At 72.0% G+C, this 17,461-nt stretch carries 10 protein-coding genes; 4 read left to right on the forward strand and 6 right to left on the reverse strand.

Annotation, left to right across the window (positions count from 1 at the left end; genetic code table 11):
- Positions 1 to 116: 116 nt before the first annotated feature.
- On the forward strand, positions 117 to 3,125 hold the full coding sequence (gene fxsT, locus OHA30_RS24470; protein WP_328916016.1) for an FxSxx-COOH system tetratricopeptide repeat protein: 3,009 nt from the start codon (positions 117 to 119) through the stop codon (positions 3,123 to 3,125).
- Between the two features lie 115 nt (positions 3,126 to 3,240).
- Here fxsT and OHA30_RS24475 read toward each other — a convergent pair whose 3' ends face one another.
- From OHA30_RS24475 to OHA30_RS24490, 4 genes are all read right to left on the reverse strand, one after another.
- On the reverse strand, positions 3,241 to 7,095 hold the full coding sequence (locus tag OHA30_RS24475) for a multifunctional oxoglutarate decarboxylase/oxoglutarate dehydrogenase thiamine pyrophosphate-binding subunit/dihydrolipoyllysine-residue succinyltransferase subunit (protein WP_328916017.1): 3,855 nt from the start codon (positions 7,093 to 7,095) through the stop codon (positions 3,241 to 3,243).
- 262 nt (positions 7,096 to 7,357) lie between these two features.
- Positions 7,358 to 8,386 (reverse strand): HAMP domain-containing sensor histidine kinase, encoded by a 1,029-nt coding sequence (locus OHA30_RS24480; RefSeq protein WP_328917980.1) that lies wholly within the window; start codon positions 8,384 to 8,386, stop codon positions 7,358 to 7,360.
- 153 nt (positions 8,387 to 8,539) lie between these two features.
- Positions 8,540 to 9,253, reverse strand: coding sequence for a response regulator transcription factor (locus tag OHA30_RS24485; RefSeq protein WP_328916018.1), 714 nt, complete (start codon positions 9,251 to 9,253; stop codon positions 8,540 to 8,542).
- Between the two features lie 69 nt (positions 9,254 to 9,322).
- A complete protein-coding gene (locus OHA30_RS24490) occupies positions 9,323 to 10,033 on the reverse strand; it encodes a spermidine synthase (RefSeq protein WP_328916019.1) in 711 nt (236 codons plus the stop codon).
- 544 nt (positions 10,034 to 10,577) lie between these two features.
- Between OHA30_RS24490 and OHA30_RS24495 the strand changes: the two genes are divergently transcribed.
- A complete protein-coding gene (locus OHA30_RS24495) occupies positions 10,578 to 12,071 on the forward strand; it encodes a hypothetical protein (RefSeq protein ID WP_328916020.1) in 1,494 nt (497 codons plus the stop codon).
- A gap of 103 nt (positions 12,072 to 12,174) precedes the next feature.
- Positions 12,175 to 14,619, forward strand: a complete 2,445-nt coding sequence (lon, locus tag OHA30_RS24500) for an endopeptidase La (RefSeq protein WP_405785332.1) — start codon at positions 12,175 to 12,177, stop codon at positions 14,617 to 14,619.
- Between the two features lie 80 nt (positions 14,620 to 14,699).
- On the opposite strand, the gene OHA30_RS24505 is transcribed toward lon, so the two are convergent.
- A complete protein-coding gene (locus OHA30_RS24505) occupies positions 14,700 to 15,614 on the reverse strand; it encodes a lysozyme (RefSeq protein ID WP_405785331.1) in 915 nt (304 codons plus the stop codon).
- A 291-nt stretch (positions 15,615 to 15,905) separates the two neighbouring features.
- Between OHA30_RS24505 and OHA30_RS24510 the strand changes: the two genes are divergently transcribed.
- Positions 15,906 to 16,349: a MarR family winged helix-turn-helix transcriptional regulator gene (locus tag OHA30_RS24510; RefSeq protein WP_328916022.1), complete on the forward strand. Its 444-nt coding sequence runs from the start codon at positions 15,906 to 15,908 to the stop codon at positions 16,347 to 16,349.
- Positions 16,350 to 16,395: 46 nt separating this feature from the next.
- Here OHA30_RS24510 and OHA30_RS24515 read toward each other — a convergent pair whose 3' ends face one another.
- Complete coding sequence (locus tag OHA30_RS24515; protein WP_328916023.1) at positions 16,396 to 17,169, reverse strand: hypothetical protein; 774 nt, start codon at positions 17,167 to 17,169, stop codon at positions 16,396 to 16,398.
- Positions 17,170 to 17,461 lie beyond the last annotated feature (292 nt).

Consider the following 17,461-nt stretch of genomic DNA (forward strand, 5'->3'; position numbering starts at 1 on the left):
CGGGTACGAAACGGTATGAGTACCGGTCAACGGGGGAGTATTCAGTGTAGTTTCTGGCTCAGCCAACCTCATGGCCCGTCAGAACACTACGCACGTACAACGAGGGAGTCGGTCGTATGACCGGAGTGCGGCACACCGCCTCAGCTGCGGTCGGGCGCAAGCCCGTCACGATCAGCTTCGCGGGGTACAACCGGGCCTGGGCGGCGTGGATCGCGAGCCGGCTGGAGCGGCACGGCCAGCAGGTGGTGATGCAGCGCTGGAACATCAACCCCGGTGACTCCATCGAGCAGGGGTTACGCGATCTGCTGCTGTCCGAGGGCCGTGTGCTGATCGTGCTCAGCGAGTGGTACTTCCGGCTCGGGCCGCGCACCCACGACGAGTGGAACACCGCGCTGCGCGCCGTCGTCCCGCCGCACGGCGACCGCTTCGCCGCCGTCGCGGTCACCTCCGCCGCACTGCCCGGCGCGGTCGCCTCGCTCGGCGCCGCCGACCTGTGGGGCCTGGGCGCCGCCGAGGCCGAGCGCCGGCTGCTCGCCCGCCTGGGCATCACCCCCTCCCGCGGCTCCGTCGGCGACACCCTCGGCGGCTCCAACGGCCCCCGCTTCCCGCTGGAACAGCCCGCCGTCTGGGGCGGCGTACCGCGCCGCAACACCCGCTTCACCGGCCGCGAGCAACTGCTCTACGAACTCCACCAGCAGCTCAGCCAGGCCGAACCCGGCGCCGCCGTCGCCACCCTGCACGGCCTGTCCGGCGTCGGGAAGACGCACATCGCCACGGAGTACGTCTACCGCTTCGGCCCCGAGTACGACGTGGTGTGGTGGGTGAGGGCCAGCGAACGCGGCACCCTGCGCGAGAAACTGGCCGGCCTCGCCCCCGCCCTCGGCCTGGTCACCGGCCGTGAGTACGGCGAGCGGCTGCGCGCGGTGCGCGACGCGCTGCGCCGCGGCGACCCGTACTTCCGCTGGCTGGTGGTGCTGGACGGCGCCGACCAGCCCGAGGAGATCCACGACCTGGTGCCCAGCGGCCCCGGCCATGTCCTGATCACCTCGCAGAACCGCGAGTGGGGCGAGCACAACAGCGCCCTGATCGAGGTGCCGGTCTACGACCGGGGGGAGTCGGTCGCGTTCGTCCGCCGCCGCGCCCCCCGGCTCGACGACGCCGACGCCGACCGCCTCGCCGACGCCCTCGGCGACCTCGCGCTCGCCCTGGACCAGAACGCGGGCGCGCTCAACGACTCCACCATGCAGGTCGACGAGTATCTGGACCTGCTGCGGCACGGCGCCGACGTCGAACCCGGCCTCAAGGTCGCCGCCGACTTCCAGATGACCTACTACACGGCCTTCTCGATACTGCTCAACCGGCTCCGCGAGGACAAACCGGAAGCGGTCGACCTGCTGCGGCTGTGTGTGTTCTTCGCACCGGGCCCGATCCCGGTACGGCTGCTGCGCGACCTCACCGTCCGCGATCTGCCCGAGCAGCTGACCGGGCTGATGGAGGACCCGCTGCTGTGGAACTCCGCGATCAGCAAGCTGGCCCAGTGGTCGGTCATCCAGTCCGATCCGCAGGAGACCGGCGCCGAGGAGTCGGTCGGCTCCACCGAGGTCATCCAGATGCACCGGCTGGTCTACCAGGCCGTGCGCGCCGACATGCCCGAGGAGGAGCAGGACACCTACTCCCGGGTGGTCCGCAAGATCCTGGCCGCCGCCGACCCCGCCCGGCCCGCCGACACCCGGCTGTGGCCGCGCTACGCCGAGATCGTCCCGCATCTGCGGGCGTCCGGCGCGCTGGACAGCACCAACCCCGAGATCCAGCAGATGGTCCTCAACTGCCTGCGCTATCTCTACCTTTCCGGTGAGTACCGGGTCGGGCTGCGGATCGCCCAGCTCACCCACGAGCGCTGGCCGAACGTCCTGGAGCCCGGCCACCCCCGGCTGTGGGAGCTGATCCACCACCAGTCCAACCTGATGCGGGCCACCGGCGCCAACGCCGAGACCGAGGCCATCGACCGGCGGGCGTACGAGGAACTGAAGGCCGAGCGGGGCCCGGACGACCTGCTCACCCTGCGGGCCGCCAGCGGTCTCGCGGCCGATGTGCGCAACCTCGGCCACTACGACGAGGCACTGGAGCTGTCCCGGTACGTCGGCGACGGCTACCGCGCGCTCGTCGGGCCCGACGACTCCCGCACCCTGATCGCCCAGAACAACATCGCCCTCACCTACCGGCTGCTCGGCCGCTACGAGGACGCGCTCAACCTCGACCAGGAGACCATGGAGGCGCTGCGCGAGCAGTTGCGCGACCGCCACAACTGGACGCTCTCCTCGGAGAATTCCTACGCCACCGACCTGCGGCTGCTCGGCCGCTACGAGCAGGCCACCTCGGTGCAGGAACGCAACGCCGAGATCCACCGCAGCGTGCTCGGCGCCGACAACCCGCAGACCCTGCGGGCCGAGCACAATCTGGCGCTGTGCTACTACCGCGGCGGCGACCGCCCCCGCGCGGCCAATCTGATGGCCCGGCTGCTGGAACGCAGCGAGCGGGTGATCGGCGACCGCGAGCCGCTGACGCTGCGGGTCGCGGTCACCTACTCCACCTTCGAGCGGGAGCACGGCGACCTCGACCGGGCCCGTGAGCTGGGCGAGTCCTCGCTGCGGCACTACCGCGAGCAGTTGGGCGAGCAGCACCCGTACACCGCGGGCACGCTCGCCAACCACGCGCTGCTGCTGCGGTCGGCGGGCGAGCGGCAGCAGTCGCAGATCGAGGCCGAGGACGCCCTGATCGCGATGACCAGGGCGGTGGGCGAGCTCCACCCCTGGACGCTGGCCTGCGCGCTCAATGTCGCCGCCGCCCGCAACCTCGGGGGCGACCCGGAGAGCGCCGCCGAGCTGAGCCGGACCACCGCCGACCGGGCGGCCGCGCGGCTCGGCAGAAACCATCCGCTCACCCTGTCCTGCCGGATCGCGCTCGCCACCGACCTGCGCAATCTGCGCAGACGTCAGGAGGCGGACAAGATCGAGGAAGAGGCGCTGTCCGCGCTCACCAGGACACTCGGCCCGCAGCACCACCACACGGTCTCGGCCCGCTCCCGCACCCGGCCGTACTGGGACTTCGAGCCGTTCAGCTCCTGAGCCGCGGTCGCGGACGAAGAACACGTGAACGGCGAACGGCCGGGTCCCCGTACCTGCGCGGTACGGGGACCCGGCCGTTCGCCGTGCCGTCAGGCACGGGAAGCCATCGGGACCGTCAGATCTCGAAGACCTCGTTGATCAGCTCCTCCTGCTGGGCCTGGTGCCGCTTGGCAGAGCCCACCGCCGGCGAGGACGACGCCGGGCGGGACACCCGGCGCAGCCGGTCCGCGTTGTCCGGGGCCGCGCCCAGGACCAGATCCAGGTGGTCGATCAGGTTGAGCGCGATGAACGGCCAGGCACCCTGGTTCGCGGGCTCGTCCTGCGCCCACACGAACTTCTGCGCCTTGGTGTACGGCGCCATGGCCTCCTGGAGTTCGGCGCCCGGCAGCGGGTACAGCCGCTCGATGCGGATGAACGCGATGTCGGTCACCCCGCGCCGGTCCCGCTCGGCGATCAGGTCGTAGTAGACCTTGCCGGAGCAGAAGACGACCTTGCGGACCGCCTCGGGCTCCACCGAGCTGTCGCCGATCACCGGCTGGAAGACGCCGTCGGTGAAGTCCTCGGCCTTCGACGCCGCCGCCTTGAGCCGGAGCATCGACTTCGGGGTGAAGACGATCAGCGGCTTGTGGTGCGGGTTGTGCACCTGCCAGCGCAGCAGGTGGAAGTAGTTGGCCGGGGTCGTCGGCAGCGCGACCGTCATGTTGTTCTGCGCGCACAGCTGGAGGAAGCGCTCGATCCGGGCCGAGGAGTGGTCCGGGCCCTGGCCCTCGTAGCCGTGCGGCAGCAGCAGGGTGACGCCAGAGGTCTGGCCCCACTTCTGCTCGGCCGACGAGATGAACTCGTCGATGATCGTCGCGGCGCCGTTGGAGAAGTCGCCGAACTGCGCCTCCCACAGCACCAGCGCGTCCGGGCGGGCCAGCGAGTAGCCGTACTCGAAGCCCATCGCCGCGTACTCGCTCAGCAGCGAGTCGTAGACGTTGTAACGGGCCTGGTCCTCGGACAGGTAGAGCAGCGGGGTGTAGTCCTCGCCGGTCTCCCGGTCGATGAGCACCGCGTGCCGCTGGCCGAAGGTGCCGCGGCGCGAGTCCTGGCCGGCCAGCCGGACCGGGGTGCCTTCGAGCAGCAGCGAACCGATGGCCAGCGTCTCGCCCATGCCCCAGTCGATCGTGCCGTCCTCGACCATCACCGCGCGCCGCTGGAGCTGCGGCAGCAGCCGGGGGTGCACGGTGACGTGCTCGGGGATGTTGACCTGGGAGGCGGCGATCCGCTTGACGACCTCGGCGGACACCGCGGTCGGCACGGCCACCGGGAACTCCGACTGGTTGTCGCCCTGGTGGGAGGGCGACGGAGCCGCGGCCGCCTCGCGGACCTCGGTGAAGACCTTCTCCAGCTGCCCCTGGTAGTCCTGGAGCGCCTGCTCGGCCTCTTCCAGGGTGATGTCGCCCCGGCCGATCAGCGACTCGGTGTAGAGCTTGCGCACCGAGCGCTTCTTGTCGATCAGGTCGTACATCAGCGGCTGGGTGAAGGCCGGGTTGTCCGACTCGTTGTGACCGCGGCGGCGGTAGCAGATCAGGTCGATCACGACGTCCTTGTTGAACACCTGCCGGAACTCGAAGGCCAGCCGGGCCACCCGGACCACGGCCTCCGGGTCGTCGCCGTTGACGTGGAAGATCGGCGCCTCGATCATCCGGGCCACGTCGGTGCAGTACATCGACGAGCGCGCGGACTCGGGGGCGGCGGTGAAGCCGACCTGGTTGTTGATCACCACGTGCACGGTGCCGCCGGTGCGGTAGCCGCGCAGCTGCGACATGTTGAGCGTCTCCGCGACCACGCCCTGGCCCGCGAAGGCCGCGTCGCCGTGCAGCGCGATCGGCAGCACGGTGAAGTCGGTGCCCGCCTTGTTGATGATGTCCTGCTTGGCCCGGGCGATGCCCTCAAGGACCGGGTCGACCGCCTCCAGGTGCGAGGGGTTCGCGGCCAGCGAGACCTTGATCTGCTCGCCGTCCAGCCCCTCGAAGGTGCCGTTGGCGCCCAGGTGGTACTTCACGTCGCCGGAGCCGTGCATCGACTTCGGGTCGAGGTTGCCCTCGAACTCCCGGAAGATCTGGGCGTACGACTTGCCGACGATGTTCGCCAGCACATTCAGCCGGCCGCGGTGGGACATGCCGATCACGGCCTCGTCCAGGCGCGACTCGGCGGCGGCGTCGATGACCGCGTCCAGCAGCGGGATGACGGACTCGCCGCCCTCCAGCGAGAAGCGCTTCTGGCCGACGTACTTGGTCTGCAGGAAGGTCTCGAACGCCTCGGCCGCGTTCAGCCGGCGCAGGATGCGCAGCTGCTCCTCGCGCTCGGGCTTGGCCGCCGGGCGCTCGATGCGGTCCTGGATCCACTTGCGCTGCTTGGGGTCCTGGATGTGCATGAACTCCACGCCGACCGTGCGGCAGTAGGAGTCGCGCAGCACCCCGAGGATGTCGCGCAGCTTCATCACGGACTTGCCCGCGAAACCGCCGACCGCGAACTCGCGCTCCAGGTCCCACAGCGTCAGCCCGTGCTCCAGCACGTCCAGGTCGGGGTGCTTGCGCTGGCGGTACTCCAACGGGTCGGTGTCGGCCATCACATGGCCGCGGACCCGGTAGGAGTGGATCAGCTCGAAGACCCGGGCGGCCTTGGTGACGTCGTCGTCGTGACCGGTGTCGATGTCGGTGCGCCAGCGGACCGGCTCGTACGGGATGCGCAGCGCGGCGAAGACGTCGTCGTAGAAGTCGTTCTCGCCCAGCAGCAGTTGGTTCATGATGCGCAGGAACTCGCCGGAGGCGGCGCCCTGGATCACCCGGTGGTCGTAGGTGCTGGTCAGCGTCATGACCTTGGAGATGCCCAGCTTGTTCAGGGTGTCCTGGGAGGTGCCCTGGAACTCGGCCGGGTAGTCCATCGAGCCGACGCCGAGGATCATGCTCTGACCGGGCATCAGCCGCGGCACGGAGTGCACGGTGCCCAGGCCGCCGGGGTTGGTCAGCGAGGCGGTGACGCCGGTGAAGTCGTCCATCGTCAGCTTGCCGGTGCGGGCCCGGCGGACGATGTCCTCGTAGGCCTGCCAGAACTCGAAGAAGTTCAGCGTCTCGGCCTTCTTGATGGCCGCGACGACGAGCTGACGGTCGCCGTTGGACTTCACCAGGTCGATGGCCAGACCCAGGTTGACGTGGTCCGGCTTGACCAGCGTCGGCTTGCCGTCCCGCTCCGCGTAGGACCAGTTCATCGACGGCATCGCCTTGAGCGCCTGCACCATCGCGTACCCGATCAGGTGCGTGAAGGAGACCTTGCCGCCGCGGGCGCGCTTGAGGTGGTTGTTGATGACGATGCGGTTGTCGAAGAGCAGCTTCACCGGCAGGGCGCGGACCGAGGTGGCGGTCGGCAGCTCCAGCGACGCGTGCATGTTCTTCGCGACGGCGGCGGAGGGGCCGCGCAGCGTGACGTACTCGATCGCGGACGCCGGGGCGCCGTTCTCGGCGGCCTTGGCCGCCGGGGCGATCGGCCGCGGGGTGGGCGTGGCCGCCGGCCGCGGGGCGGCGGGCTGGGCAGGCGGGGCGGGCGCCACCGGCGGGACGGCCTGCGGCGCCGGGGTGGCCGGGGCGGTCGCGGCGGCAGCCGCCGCGGCCTGGCCGGAACTCGCCGGTGCGGCGGGTGCGACCGGGGCCGGTGGCACGGGCGCCGCGGGAGCGACGTCGGTGGCGCGCGCGGCGGCGCCGGAGGCACCACCCTGCCCGGCGGGCGCGGCCGAAGCGGCGGAGCCGTCCGGCTTGTAGTCGGCAAAGAAGTCCCACCAGGCTCGGTCTACCGAGTTCGGGTCCTGGAGGTACTGCTGGTAAATCTCATCGACAAGCCACTCGTTCGGCCCGAAACTCGCAGCTGGGCCATCGCCCTGCGCTTCGTGGTCGGTCGAGACACTAGAGCTATTGGGGGACTGTGGCGACACGGCGGCAACCGCCCTCTTCCGCTTCACAAGATGGTGGACAGCGGAAATTAAGGCTACGCCTACCGGGAGGTCTCTTGCAGTCGCGGGGCCCACTCGTCGTGCAAGTCACACCCGAAGTCTGGTTTCGGAGCGGTTCCTGGCGGGAAAGCGGTCCCTCTTGAGGGTTGTGGGCAAACCCTCCGCGTAGCCGTACGGGTACGGTCCGCGACGCGCTGGAGGCCACCGGCAGCCGCCGTCTCGGGCCGCCGCCGTTCGGGCGGCGTCAACGTGCGGCCGCCGCGGCACCCGGAAGAGTGACGTGAATGCGGCAGCCACGCGGAGATTCGGCCACTTCTATTCGTCCGCCGTGCAGATCCACCGCCCAGCGCGCGATGGCCAGACCCAGCCCCGTACCGCCGTCGCCGCCCGGGTGCGAGCCGCGGTGGAAGCGGTCGAAGACCCGTACCCGGTCGGCCTCGGGGATGCCGGGGCCCTCGTCGCGCACCTCCAGATCCAGGCTGCCGGGCGTGGGGCCGGAGCGGGCCCGTACGGTGACCCGGCCGCCCGGAGGGCTGTGCTTGACGGCGTTGTCGACCAGATTGGCCACCACCTGGTGCAGCCGCTCGCCGTCGGCGTAGGCGATCAGCTCCGGCGGGGAGACGTCCAGATGCAGATGGACGTCGGCGCGCGGCCGGGAGCGGGAGCCGGTGGCCTTGGTGCTCTCCATGCCCAGGCTCGCGGTCCTGATCACCGCCGAGAGATACGGCCAGACCTCGAACCGCTTGGTGTCGAGCCGTACGGCCCCGCTGTCCAGCCGGGACAGGTCGAGCAGCTGGCTGACCAGCTTGCCGAGCCGTTCCGTCTGCTGGAGGGCCAGGCGCATGGTCTCGGGGTCGGCGGCGGACACCCCGTCCACCACGTTCTCCAGCACCGCCCGCAGCGCGGCGATCGGGGTCCGCAGCTCATGTGAGACATTTGCCACGAGTTCCTTGCGGTGGCGGTCGGCCGCGGCCAGGTCGGCGGCCATCCGGTTGAAGGTCTCGGCCAGTTCACCGACCTCGTCCCTGCGCACCCGGGCCACCCGGCGGCTGTAGTCGCCCGCCGCCATCGCCCGGGCCACCGCCGTCATCTCGCGCAGCGGCGCGGTCAGCCCGGTGGCCATGATCTGGGTGATCAGCAGCGAGGCGATGATCGAGAAGATCGTGATCACCCGGATCTCGGTCGCCGAGTGGATGGCGACGATCACCAGCAGCGTGGTGATACCCACGGAGAGCAGGACGAGCCCTTGCAGGGCGGCCTTGATCGACCGCATCGGGTCCCAGGGGCGCAGCGCGGCCCACACCCGGCGGCCGAGCCGGGCCAGGCGTCTCACGCGGGCCTCACGGCGCGGGCTTAGGGTGCGCGGTCCGCGGACGCCGGGCCACCGCGCTCACGGTCCTGGGGCGCCGGGAGTGCGCGCTCCGGATCATGAGACGGGGGTCTCCAGCGCGTAGCCCACGCCGTGGACCGTACGGATGCGCTCGGCGCCGATCTTCCGGCGCAGCGCCTTGACATGGCTGTCGACGGTACGGGTGCCGGACGCGTCGGCCCAGTCCCACACCTCGGCGAGCAACTGCTCCCGGGAGAGCACCGCGCGCGGCTGCTGCGCCAGGCACACCAGCAGCTCGAACTCGGTCGGCGTCAGGTGCACGTCCCCGCCGCGCACCCGGACCCGCCGCTGCGCGTGGTCGATCTCCAGGTCGCCGAGGTGGATGCTGGCGCCGCGGGCGCTCTGCGCGGCCGTCGCGGCCCGCTCGACCCTGCGCAGCAGTACGTGCACCCGGGCGGCCAGCTCGCGCATCGAGAACGGCTTGGTCATGTAGTCGTCGGCCCCGACGCCCAGACCGACCAGCATGTCGGTCTCGTCGTCGCGCGCGGTCAGCATGAGTACGGACACCGGCCGGTCGGCCTGCACCCGCCGGCAGACCTCCAGCCCGTCGTATCCGGGCAGCATCACGTCCAGCACCAGCAGATCGGGCTGCCAGGAGTGCGCCGCGTCCACAGCCGAAGGGCCGTCACCCGCGGTGCGTACCTGAAACCCCTCCGCCTGCAGCCGGGCCGCGATCGCCTGCGTGATCGTCTGGTCGTCCTCGACCACCAGCACCCGGCGCTGCGTGCCCGTCGTCTGCGTGCTGTCCACTTCCGCCCCACAACGTCGTCCTGATACCGGCAGACTACGGGGCGGGCCGTCGCCCTGACTATGACGCCTTTACGCCTTGACAGCTACATGCACCACGTCCGGCACCCCGCGCCTCACCGGAACCTCCAGCGTGCACACCCGGGTGAACCCCGCGTCCCGCAGCGCCGTCTCGAACGCCGCCGAAGGCTGCGCCGACCATACGGCGAGGACACCGCCCGGGTTCAGCCGGCCCCGGCAGGCGGCCAGGCCGCTGGGACTGTAGAGACTGCCGTTGTTCTCGGTGACTGTCCAGTCCGGCCCGTTGTCGATGTCCAGGCACAGCGCGTCGTACGGCTCCGGCGCCGGCCCGCTCCCGGGCGTGTCCGCCGTCCGCAGGAGGTGGGCGACGAGGTCTTCCGCGACGAGGGCCACCCGCGGGTCGTCCAGGGCGCCTTCGGAGTACGGCGCGAGGTGGCCCTGCCGGTGCCAGTCCACGACGGCGGGGTCGCGCTCGACGACGCTGATCCGGTGCCAGCGCGGCCGGGCGGCCGCCCGGGCCAGCGAGAAGCCGACGCCGAGGCCGCCGATCAGCAGATGCGGGGCGGCGATCGCCGGGTCGAGGGCCTGGAGGGCGGCGTCCACGAGTAAGCGCTCGGACCGGCCGTCCGAGGTGTCCATGAGGAAGGTGCCGTTGGCGATGATCTCGAAGTGCGTGTCGCGGCGGCGCAGGACGATCTCCCCGTAGGGGCCCTCGCGGCGGTCGACGGTGACGGCTTCCCGGTGGGCGTGCGGCTGGAGCATGCGGCCAGCCTAGTTTTCCGGCGCGACCGGTGAACGCCACTGGGGTGTGTGGGGTCCGCCGTCCCCGGGCCGGTTGGCATCGGGTTGACATCGGTGCCGCCGGGAGGGAACCACGAGGTCGGGCGGCGGTGTCCCGTTGGCTGAGGCCACTCGGGGGACGGCGGCGCGCGCAGGGGGACGTGCGGGCCGGCCGGGCGTACGGCGTTGGGCGATCCGGCCGCGGGTGTGGGCACACGCAGGTGACACGAGAGTCGGGGTCCGGGTGAAGCGCTGTACGAACTGTGGGCAAGAGGTGGACGGCACGCCGTCCTGCACGAAGTGCGGCACCCCGCAGGCCCCCGTGCCCGCGCCGCCGCCGGTGCCCTCGGCGCCTCCGGCCCGGGCCGCCGAGGGGGACGCGCCTGCCGCGCCGCCCCCGCCTCCGTCGGCCGCGCCGACCATAGGGGCTCCGGGGGCGCCCGGGTTCGCGGCGCCGCTCGTACCTGCCGGGCCGCCGGCCGCCACGGGTGTGCGGCCCCGGCGGCGGAAGGGACTGGCGATCGGGGTGGGCGTCGCGGTGGTGGTGGCCGCGGGGGTGGTCGCCGCGGTCGTGGCGACGTCCGGCTCGGGCGGCGGGACGGGGGACGTGCCCAAGGCCGGGGGACGCGGGGCCGGGGGGTCGGCGTCCGCCCCGGCCAAGGCTGCGGCCCCGCCCCCGAACGTGGGGGACGTCGTCGTGGGGAGCGACGACAAGTCCGTGACGATCACCCACCCGGACGGTACGACGGCCACGGTCCGGTTGTCCGCGTGGCCCGGGGCCATGTACACGGTCCCCGCGGGCGCGCGGGGCGCCGGCACCGTCTACGTGCTGCCCGGCTTCGCCCAGCCCGGGATCGAGCCCGCGGACGAGCACAAGGTCAGCCGGATCACCCCCGCGGGGGAGCTGGCCGACATCCCGATGCCGGGCGCCGTGACCACCGCGGCCGTCGCGCCCGCCGATGCCCCCGGCGCCGGCACGCTCTACGCGGGGGTGCGGCCCGGCCCCGGCGAGCCCGGGTGGATCGAGGCGGTCGGACCGGACGGGACGGTACGGAAGTACGACGCCGGCGTGGAGCCCTGCTCGGTGGTCGTCGCCCCGGCGGGCGCGCCGAACGCGGGCACGGTGTACGTCACCAACTGCGGCACGCCGACGGTCGACCACCCGGAGACGAGGACCGGCGGCTCCTTCACCGTCATCACCCCGCAGGGGACCGTACGGCAGCTCCCGGCGGCCGGGCAGTCCGTCGGCGCGCTGGTGGTCGCCCCTGCGGGCACACCGAACGCCGGGACCGTGTACGCGCTCCTCACCGGCGAGGAAACCGCCGACCGGGTGATGACCGTACTGCGCCCGGACGGCACGACGGCGACCGTGCCGCTTCCTGCCGCACCCCTGCTGGCGCTCGTCGCCCCGGCGGGCACCCCGGACGCCGGCACGGTGTACGTCTCGGGCACGCCCTCCGCCGGGTCCGCACCGCCTGTCGTCGCCTATGGCCCCACGGGGAAGATCCGCACCCTGGTGGCCGGTTACGTCAAGGCGGTCGCGCCCGCGGGCACCCCGGCCGCCGGGACGCTGTATGTCGAGCAGAACGTGGACGCCACGCACGACAAGCTGGTCGCGGTGGCCCCCTCGGGGGCGACCCAAACGCTGATCGCGCAGGTGGACGGCGTCGACACCCTTGAGGTCGAGGTGGCCCCCGCGGGCACCCCGGGCGCGGGCACGCTCTATGTCGTCGCCTATGCGGCGAACGGGATGCGGGTGCACGTGATCCCGCCGTCGGGCGGGGGCAGCGTGGTCGATCTGCCCGACGGCAAGACGGGCATCACGGTCGCGCCGGCGGGCGGCCCGAACGCGGGCTGGGCGTACGTGGTGAACGTGAACGGCGACACAGGCGCCGAGCGGGGTTCCCTCACGGTGATCACCCCGGCGGGCGGGATCACCACGACCGGCCCCGGCGTGGCGCCCGACGACGTACTGATCGTCCCGGCCGCCGGCGTGGGGGTGTCCGACCAGGTCCTTTGAGGGGCGCGAGGTGATCGCTCAGGGCGAACACGGCGCCGGGAACACCGGGGACCCTTCGTGCATTGAGTGGGGTGTACTCAACTTGCTTGCCTAGGGAGAGATCATGGCGATTGAGCCCCAGACTTCCCATCTCACTCTGCCCGTGCTGCCGCTCGACGACGAAGTGGTGCTGCCCGGCATGGTCGTCCCGCTCGACCTGACCGACGCCGAGGCCAGGGGCGCGGTGGAAGCCGCGCAGGCCGCGCACCCGGGCACGGGGACCGGCAAGCCGCAGGTGCTGCTGGTGCCCAGGGTGGACGGGAACTACGCCGCGGTGGGCACGCTCGGCACCGTCGAGCAGGTCGGCCGGCTGTCGGACGGCGACCCCGGAGCCGTCATCCGGGGCCGTTCCCGGGTGCGGATCGGCGCGGGCACCACCGGCCCCGGCGCGGCGCTGTGGGTCGAGGGCACCGTGGTGGAGGAGCCCACCCCGGCCGAGTCGCCGGGCACGGTCGCGGAGCTGATGAAGGAGTACAAGGCACTGGCCACGGCCTGGCTGCGCAAGCGCGGCGCCTGGCAGGTGGTGGACCGGGTCCAGCAGATCGACGACCTGAGTCAGCTCGCCGACAACTCCGGCTATTCCCCCTTCCTGACCACCGAGCAGCGGATCGAGCTGCTGGAGACCGCCGACCCGGTGGCCCGGCTGAAGCTGTCCATCCAGCGGCTGCGCGACCACCTCGCCGAGCAGGACGTGGCGGACACCATCCGCAAGGACGTCCAGGAGGGCATGGAGAAGCAGCAGCGGGAGTTCCTGCTGCGCCAGCAGCTCGAAGCCGTGCGCAAGGAGCTGGCGGAGCTGAACGGCGACCCGGAGGACGAAGCCGGTGACTACCGGGCCCGGGTGGAGGCCGCCGACCTGCCGGAGAAGGTCAGGGAGGCCGCCCTGAAGGAGGTCGAGAAGCTGGAGCGCTCCTCGGACGCCTCCCCGGAGGGCAGCTGGATCCGCACCTGGCTGGACACCGTGCTCGAACTGCCGTGGAACACCACGACCGAGGACACCTACGACGTGGCGGGCGCGCGGGCGGTGCTGGACGCCGACCACGCGGGCCTGGACGACGTGAAGGAGCGCATCACCGAGTACCTGGCCGTGCGCAAGCGCCGGGCCGATCGCGGCCTGGGCGTCGTCGGCGGCCGCCGCGGTGGCGCCGTACTCGCCCTCGTCGGCCCGCCCGGCGTCGGCAAGACCTCGCTCGGCGAGTCCGTGGCGCGCGCGATGGGCCGCAAGTTCGTCCGCGTGGCGCTCGGCGGTGTCCGGGACGAGGCGGAGATCCGCGGCCACCGCAGGACGTACGTGGGCGCGCTGCCCGGCCGGATCGTGCGGGCGATCAAGGAGGCCGGGTCCATGAACCCGGTGGTGCTGCTCGACGAGGTCGACAAGGTCGGCTCGGACTACCGGGGCGACCCGGCCGCCGCGCTGCTCGAAGTCCTCGACCCGGCGCAGAACCACACCTTCCGCGACCACTATCTGGAAGTCGAGCTCGATCTGTCCGACGTGGTGTTCCTGGCCACCGCCAACGTGCTGGAGGCCATCCCCGAGCCGTTGCTCGACCGGATGGAGCTGGTCACGCTGGACGGCTACACCCAGGACGAGAAGGTCGTCATCGCCCGTGACCACCTGCTGCCGCGCCAGCTGGAGCGCGCGGGGCTGAACACGGACGAGGTGGGCCTGGAGGAGGACGCGCTGCGCAAGCTGTCCGGGGAGTACACCCGGGAGGCGGGCGTGCGGACCCTGGAGCGGACCATCGCCAGGATCCTGCGGAAGATCGCGGCCCGGCACGAGCTGGGCGACCAGGAGCTGCCGTTCACCGTCGGCGCGGGCGATCTGCGCGCGCTGATCGGCCGGCCGCACCACGTACCGGAGTCCGCGCAGGACCCGGAGGAGCGGCGTACGGCGGTGCCGGGCGTGGCCACCGGGCTCGCGGTCACCGGCGCGGGCGGTGACGTCCTCTATATCGAGGCGTCGCTGGCCGATCCGGAGACCGGGGGCTCGGGGCTCCAGCTCACCGGTCAGCTGGGTGACGTGATGAAGGAGTCGGCGCAGATCGCGCTGTCCTTCCTGCGGTCGCACGGCGCCGAGCTGGAGCTGCCGGTCGGCGATCTCAACGAGCGCGGGGTGCACATCCACGTCCCCGCGGGCGCGGTGCCCAAGGACGGCCCGAGCGCCGGTGTGACGATGACGACCGCGCTGGCCTCGCTGCTGTCCGGCCGCCGGGTGCGCACCGATGTGGCGATGACCGGCGAGGTGTCGCTGACCGGGCGGGTGCTGCCCATCGGCGGCGTCAAGCAGAAGCTGCTGGCCGCGCACCAGGCCGGGATCACCACGATCGTGATCCCGAAGCGGAACGAACCGGATCTGGACGACGTCCCGGCCGAGATCCTGGACGCGCTGGACGTGCACCCGGTCGGCGACGTCCGCCAGGTGCTGGCGCTGGCGCTGGAACCGGCGTCCGCAGACGCCGCGGACGCGACGGACGCCTCGGACGCGGAGCGGGTGCCGCTGGCGGCGTGAGACCGGCAGCCGCAGCGGCGAACGGCACGGTACGGCGAACGGCCCCCTTCCCCCGTGGGAAGGGGGCCGTCGGCGCGCGGTCAGCCCTTGGCGTACGCCTGGACGCGGTCCAGCGCGCCGTTGAAGCGGTCCTGGTCACCCGGGAAGGTGCCGGAGTCGGAGAACTGCCAGAAGGTCTGCACGCCCCAGCCGGCCGGCAGGTCGCCGACCGAGGTGTTGTAGCGGGCGATCCACAGCGCGTTGGTCGTGCCGAAGGCGCTGCTGTTGCCGGTGCACTGAGACCACCAGGTGGTCGAGGTGTAGATGGTCGGGTAGCGGCCGGTCCGCGCCTGGTACTCGCTCGAGAACGACTGGATCCAGCTGACCATCCCGCTCGCGCTCAGCCCGTAGCAGGTGGCGCCGTAAGGGTTGTACTCGATGTCGAGCGCGCCCGGCAGGGTCTTGCCGTCGGCCGACCAGCCGCCGCCGTGGGCGATGAAGTAGTCCGCCTGCGCCGAGCCGGTCGACACGTCGGGGAGCGCGAAGTGGTAGGAGCCGCGGATCAGGCCGGCGTTGTAGGAACCGTTGTACTGCTGGGTGAAGTAGGGGTTGGTGTACGTGGTGCCCTCGGTGGCCTTGACGTAGGCGAATTTCGCTCCGTTGGCCCAGACCGTGCCCCAGTCGACGTTGCCCTGGTAGCCGGAGACATCGAGGCCGGGGGTCTGGGTGACCAGCGGGGTGACCGTACCGGGGGCGCCGGAGCGGCCGGAGCCCTCGTGCGCCCGGATGGTGGAGCCCATCCAGTCCAGCTCGGGGTGGCTCACGTGGGTACGGCCGGCCGAGGCGCCGGACACATCGCCGGGGGCGGCCGCGCCGCCGTCCGGGCAGGCCGCGAGGGCCGAGCCGGGCAGGGCGAAGACGAGGGCGAGAGAGGTGACGAACAGACCCGCCGTCAGGGCGAGCCGGGTGCGGGCCGATCGGGCGCCTTGCACGACGGAGTGAACTCCGTGGGACATGCGTGCCTCCAGTGGGGAGCGGATGGAACCAAGTGGAACCAGGGGGAGAGAAGGGGGACCGGATGGGTGATCAGGTCATTGAGCAGGTGGGGGAGTCGGCATGACACTTGGGATGGTCATGACAGATCTGACGGTACGTCGGGCGCTACGCGCGTGGATAGAGGGGCCAGGAACCGCCGTTGGTCTACGCCTGCGAAATACTTGACGTGCTGCGGAAACCACCGTGGGTGAAGAAAAGTTTCAGGCGTTGAAAGCGGGAATGGTGTGAGCGACGCGCGCGGAGCTGCTGATGTGACGGGTGAGACCGACGCGCTGGAGCGGGAGCTGTCGGTGCTGTTCCGGCGGGCGCGGGCCGTTTCCGGCGAGTTGGCCCGGGCGGTGCACCCGGAGCTGGAGCCGGCGGCGTACGGGCTGCTGGTCCGGCTGGCGGAGGTCGAACCCGAACGGGCTACCGAGCTGGCCGGGTACTTCGGGGTCGGCAAGGCGACCATGAGCCGTCAGCTGCGGGCCCTGGAGGAGCTGGGCCTGGTCGCCCGCGAGTCGGACCCCGCCGACGGGCGGGCCTTTCTGATGCGGCTCACCGGGGAGGGCCGGGAGCGCTTCTCGCGGGTGCGGACCGCCCGCCGTGAGCTGTATCTGCGTCAGCTCCAGGCGTGGGACCGCGGGGAGGTGGCCGAGCTGTCCCGGCTGCTGCACCGCTTCAACGAGCTCCAGGGCGGCGACAGCGGCCCCTGACGGCCCTTCCCCGCGTCCCGGTCGGGGGCCGGCGTGTGCGCGGGCCCTAGAACTCCACCAGGACGGCCGTGGCGTCGTCGTACGCCTTCCCGTACGCCCGCTCGCCCGGCGTCGCGGCGGCCGCGGCCTCCAGGCCCCGCACGCGGGCGATCAGCGCCTCGGGTCCGGCCTTGCGCAGTAGCGCGAAGGTCTCGGTCCAGTCGTCCGCCCCGAAGACCTCGACGCCCCGGGCGGCCCCGTCGGTGAGCGCGGCCAGCGCCCGTACCTCCGCGCGCGGCACCCGGCCGGTGACCGCCCGCGCGGCCACCGCCGGGTCGGCCGCCGCCGTGAAGAAGCCGCCCTCCACGTTGCGCAGCGGCGCCACCCGCAGGCCCCGGGCCCGCAGCCGGTCGATCCGGTCGTCGAGCACCGCGGTCACCGCGCCGCCCGGACCTTCGAGCAGCAGCGCCGAGTCGGAGAGCACCAGATGCTCGACGGTCGCCGTGTCCCAGCGCGCGACGACCACCGTGGCCTGTGGGGTCAGTGGGTGAGAAAGATCACAGGTGTTCCTGTGCGTGTCGGCCGTTCGGGTGATGGCGGCGGACAGACACGCCGTAAGCGGCATGTCCGGTCGTGAAACGGACAGTTCGAGCAGGGCGCCGCCGAGCCGCGCGGTGAACCACGGCACCGAGTGCGCGCACCCGCCGTTGTCCGGCGGAGGAGTCACCCCGTCAAGGAGTACCACCACGCCACCTGTACCGGAAGCGGGCAGCGCCACCGACACGAAGTCCTCGTTCGGTACGTCCGCGGTGCCCGGCTCGCTCGCCGTCTCGATACGCATGGGGCCAGTGTGCAACACCGGTCCGAGCCCCCGACCAGCGCCGACCGCCCCGATTGGTCCGTACCGGAAGATCGCCCATGTGCGGGCGGGCATCCTCCCAAAGCCCGCACGGTGACGCCAGGGGGTGTCCAAAACGAGCGGAGCCTGTCCCTCCGTGCCCGACTTGTCGGTCAACTCACCTGTGCGATTCACTCGTTCGGGTGTCCGAGGGAGGGACGTCTGGCCCCCTCCCGGACAGGACTGCAAGGGTCGAGAGGCTTCTGCATATTCCCGGGGGACACTCCGGGCCCAG

Source organism: Streptomyces sp. NBC_00223 (assembly GCF_036199905.1).
Classification (GTDB): domain Bacteria; phylum Actinomycetota; class Actinomycetes; order Streptomycetales; family Streptomycetaceae; genus Actinacidiphila.